General features: G+C 60.5%; 1 protein-coding gene and 2 pseudogenes. 2 read left to right on the top strand and 1 reads right to left on the bottom strand.

The window, feature by feature from the left end; genetic code table 11:
- Positions 1-594: 594 nt before the first annotated feature.
- Positions 595-1,718: pseudogene (istA, locus tag AC0L30_RS42280) on the bottom strand (IS21 family transposase); the annotation flags it as partial.
- A gap of 1,493 nt (positions 1,719-3,211) precedes the next feature.
- On the opposite strand from istA, the gene AC0L30_RS42275 reads away from it, so the two are divergent.
- Positions 3,212-3,892, top strand: a complete 681-nt coding sequence (locus AC0L30_RS42275; RefSeq protein WP_473309189.1) for a hypothetical protein — start codon at positions 3,212-3,214, stop codon at positions 3,890-3,892.
- A 684-nt stretch (positions 3,893-4,576) separates the two neighbouring features.
- Positions 4,577-5,159, top strand: a pseudogene (locus AC0L30_RS42270) (transposase family protein); the annotation flags it as partial.

Genomic DNA, 5,159 nt, shown 5'->3' with positions numbered 1-5,159 from the left:
TCCATCAACTCCCAAGGGAGGTAGTTGACTGGGGCGCAAGCGTTGCCTGAGCATCCGATGGATGGTCAAAAGTGCGGGTCTGGCCGGTCCCGGATGCTGTGGCCCGCAGGAACGCACTTGAGCCAATCTGTTTAGAACTTTGACTGCGAGGGCCCGCAGACCATCTTCACCGAGCTCCTCGATAGATACACGCGAGCCGACAGTGATATTCGCCCGACCTTCCAGAACACTGACACGGCTGAAGTGGATCTCCTGGCGTCAGCGCTCTCAAGGAAGCCGAACTCGCCGCCTGGATCGATCCGCTCCACAGCGCCAACCGGCTCTCCTTCAGGGGAATTTATATGGCCGCCGCCCATCAGGTGCTCTTGCATCCGTCGGCAAAGGAGATCCCCCACCGCGACGCGCGAATAGTGTTTCCTGATCATCGCATCGCGACCGCCAGCGCGCGGCTTTCGCTTTGCCCGGCAAGGCTTCCGATAACGCCAGCCGGTTCAATTCGAGAAAGCCGTTCCACGCCGTATCGCGAAAAGTCTGCGAGCATCGGCAACAATGCGTGTTCGGCAAGATCGCCATTGCCCGCTTGCCTCGTGGAGAGGGCACGGGCAATGTCGGGTTCGCGATTGCCGATCGGGAGACCGCACCATTGCGACCGGCAACCCCGTCGAGGTGGGCGGAATCGATGATCCGCAGCCGGTGACCTTCCGATTGCTTATGGACCGCAACCTCCCGCATGCCGTGGCCGATGCGCACCTCGCCGGCCGCAACCGTCACCGCGCGCGCTCGCCGATCAGCCGCCACGGGACCGAGTAGCTGTTCGTGTCGATCTCGACGGCACAATCGTTGCCGACGCCGCGGGCCGGTTCGCGCAGCGATCCGAACGACCCGCCGAGCGGCTTCAACCGGTGCGCCTCGTCAGGCGCAAAGCGAGATCGGCGCCCAGCCGGTCGTGCCGTGGATACGTACGTTCGCCACCTCACGCTCCCACTCTGGCGAGATGCGGCTCGAATGCCTCCCAGCTCGCGAAAGGAATGCCCCGCGATCGCGTTCTTCTTCACGTAGCCGACACCATTCTCCGTCTTACCCTTCGTGCGCGCCCGATACGGCGCGCAGGCACGAGGACGGAACCCCAGTGCTTCGCGAACGCGATGAGCTTGTCGTTAAACTGAACCGACCGGCTCACCGCATCGTGGCGCACCACGAGCGCGTGGGTTGTCCATCAGCACTTCCTCCGGCACGCCGCCGAAGGTCGTGAATGCACTCTCGAGCCCGGCGAACCAGAGCTCTTGCTTCTCGCCTCGAACGCACGAACATGCAGCCGCCGCGAATGCCCGAGTGTCGCCGAACACGAATGCTTTGATCTTCACCTCGCCGACCTCGACCAGACGCTCGCCGAAGTTGATCTGCAGCTGCCGGCCCGTGGGCATCTCGAACGGTGTCGTCGCCAGCGCTTCGGCCGTGAGCGCTTGGCGATAGGACTGCACGGCGCGTTGCAGCGTTCGCCGGCTGGCTGCCACGCCTTTCTGGGCCAACAGGTCCTGGTGCACCACATCCGCATTGCCGTGATGCCGAATGAACTTCTCGCGCAGCCAACCTTCGAGATCATCGAGCCGCTTCGGGCGCTCAGGCGACTTGAACGCCTTCACCCCGCCCGCCACCACGTAGTCCCACCCGCACTCCCTCAGGCGCATCATCTCCGCCACGTCATCCGGCGTCTTCATCACCTGCCCCCGGGGATCAATCCACGACGAGCCTCTTTCTTTCACTCTCTCCTTGGCTCATCCAAGGAGAGAGCAATTCCTCGTGACGCCGAGGGAGCAGTTTTCCATGGCGCGCAACACCGCCCATGCACTTGCCGCGTGCCCAGGCGCCAACGAATAAATATTTAACGGCTGGACCTATTGCGGCCAAAGCTCCGGCTCGACGGGAAACGGATTGGTCGGGTTGGCTAGCCTGTGACTGTCAAATCCCAGTTCCGGTAGTTGAACAAGGGCGCAATATCATCTTGAACTCTCCTGCCAAGGTTCAAAGTCGAGCTTGACGAATGATAAGGGTTTCTCCTCGAGATCATTTCGGCGTGCTCCGGCCAGCCCAGCTTGTCGCCGTCCAGGGTCGCTGGTTCGAGTGGCTGGACATTCGCACCGAGACTTTCGCCCAGCTGCGCGATCCGGTGACGCTCGAACGAGCCTGGGTGCCCGTGAGCGCGATTACCGTTCCGCCAAAACCAGACTGGGCACCGACACATCCCGCGGTGGCCCAGGCCGGTCGCCCCATGAAATGCCGGGACCGCCCTGATTAGTATCGCATTTCTGGAGCGGATCAAGGTTCATGCGCTCGACCTGACCATTGGTCCAGGGATTGCTTGTTTCAAGTGTTTCGCCGCGGCGGTCTGCAATTATATCCGCCGCAGCCTCACCGACACGATCCGTCGGCGACGGGGTGCTCTTATCGACTTGTGAGCTGGTCCCGATTGTCAGAACAAAGTTTCGCGAGGCTGCCTTGGATCAAACTGAAATTGGTGGTCCGAAACGTCAGGTCACGTCCAAGTGAGCCTGTTGACGGCAGCGCGAATGATGGAGCCAATCGATCTTGTAAGAGGCCTGATAGAACGTACCGACGTGTCGTAAGTCCGACAGTCCGCGTCAGAGACGCTTGGTCGTTTCTTCGCTGCTCCGCGCGCCATAATCATCATGGCGCGCACGGTATCGGACGCTGATTACGCTAGAACGACCATGCGAGAATGTAGGGTGCGGCATGCCGCTGGGCTAGCGTTGATCGCGATGCGGCGGATTTGTAAGTGACCGTTGGATCGAGCAAGTCAACCATAACGTCCCCAACGTCGGACCGCGGATCTGCAGAACGCGCTCGAGCCACTCATCATCAATAATGATGCGTCTCTTCGGGTGATCCTGTGACGACGGCTATGTTTTGTCCTCGCGTTAGCGGATTAACTCTGACGCGCTTTGTCGTCCATTGTCTAAAGGCCTCTCTCGCTCGCACTTTCGACGGGAGCGCAAACAAGTTGCAACCCCGACGTTCCTCAAGATAGGTTATGCGAAACAATGACTTAGAAGGAGAAAGAGGCCCGGGAGCGTGAGCTCGACCGGGCCTCTAAAAAAGCTTGCCCCGAAGGTGTGCAAGTGCAGGGACCAAGCGGGGCTTACCCGGATATAATAGGGCAACTTGGAAGAAAGTTCAATGCAAAAGAGCCCCGATGCCGACTTTTGAGGATGCCCTATCGGCGGACCGCTTCAGCACGTACCGGCTTTGGGCCGCTCAAGATCACGCGTTAGCCAGACGACTATACACCTTCAACGTGCAGCTGTCAGCCGCGCTGTACGGTCCCCTACATATGCTCGAGGTCGCCCTGCGCAACGTCGCTGACCGGCGCCTAATCGCCACGCGCGGCGTTGACTGGATGGACGACCCGGCCGTCCTGGTCACGCCCTATCAACAGAGCTGCGTCACCAAGTCGCGCGAACAGCTCAAGCGTGACCGGAAGGCCGGCACGCATGGCCAGATGGTCGCCGAGCTCAATTTCGGATTCTGGAGCTCGCTGTTCGGCCGCCAAAGCACCCATCTGTGGGGCAATGACCTACGGCCGATTTTCCAGACAGGCAAGCTACAGCGTCACTCGATCGCTTCGCAGCTCTCGGATTTTCGCGGCCTGCGTAACCGGGTCGCTCACTACGAGCCGATCCTCGCCCTCCCCCTCGCCCAGCGTTACGCGGACATCGTCACGCTGACCGGATGGCTTTCGCCCAGCGCAGTCGCGTGGATCAACGACACGTCGACGTGGCCCACAATCTACCCTGGCATTCCGATTCTGGTCGTCGACCCGACCACGGGGGTGACCAGCGTCGCACCTGGCGTGTTGCCTCACCTGCCCGCATGACCATGCGGCTTCGCGAAGCGCCGATTTTTTGCCGGCTGTGAAAGTGGGCGAAACGCGCGCTTAGCGCGCCCGCGCTGCGCCAAATCCAAGGATTCAGCTCTATCTACTATCTATCAGGAGGTCCTGAGCTAGGGCATTATGCCGTAAGCCGGATTATGCCGCATGGCGGAGTTTGACGGCGGTTACGCCTGCTCTTGGCCATGCGGTAGTTCGGCATAATCGACCAGATAGCGCGCGGCCTCGTTAGCACGCAGCCGGCCATAACCGAATGGATGCGAATTGAGCGAGGGGCAAGATGGCTATCGGCTGCAAGCATGAATACAGCCGTCCCGTGAAATTCAACGTTCCTCGCTTTTGAGGCAGACGAACATCCGTCAAAGTGCCCCCAAAACGGACATGGCGAAGACTACCCTCGATTGTAGGCCCACGCCAAGATGGCGGAGCCGCTTTGCGCCAACGAAGGTTCGATATTTCGGGAAGCTCGAGAAATTGAGCGAAGGACCAAATCACCGGAGCGGACTGCTTCTTGCTCAGATGAATAGCTTGGTCATCACCCAGGTAGAGCGCGACATGTCTGTCAATCGGCGTTCGACTGGGACCCCCTATCGGCATCCAAAAGGGGGTCTGACTCATTTCTGATGAAGTTTGCCGGCGACTGTGGTTCTCAAACGGAGAATCAGCGCCATGCGGACGGGCTTTCAGATCTCATCGCTAGTACCGAGTGGTTTGGTGTTTGATGGCGTAAGTGACTCAATTGATTCGCTTATTCTGGCAGTTAGGTCGGAAGCTGCGGAGGCTCGGTGCCCTTTGTGCGCGACAGCATCGCGCCTAGTCCATAGCCGTTAGATCCGGCACGTGGCCGATATGCCGTCAGCGGGCAGAAAGGTGCGCCTCCGATTGCTCACGCGGCGCTTCACATGTGAGGCGCCGCATTGCCGCCGTCGGATCTTCGCAGAGCGGTTCGGAGAAGACGTCGTTCCGCTTCGACGGCGTCGGACGGCACGGCTCGAACACATCGTCCATCACCTGGGGTTGCCGCTCGGCGGCCGGCCGGCAGCAAGCTTCGCCAAGCGGCTCATGCTGCCTGTCAGCAACTGGTTGTGGGTATCGATGACGGGGCGTTCCGGAGAAGTCGTCGGTACGGGACCATCGTGTGCGATTCGGAGCGTCGGCGGATCGTTGCCTTGCTGCCCGACCGGGAAATGGCGACCGTTCAGGCGTGGCTGTCGAAGCACCCGGGCATCAACATTGTGTCGCGAGATCGCGG

The organism is Bradyrhizobium sp. MI1.11 (assembly GCF_055811255.1).
The sequence above is the reverse complement of the archived record's forward strand: the minus strand, read 5'-3'. Positions and strand labels throughout refer to the sequence as shown.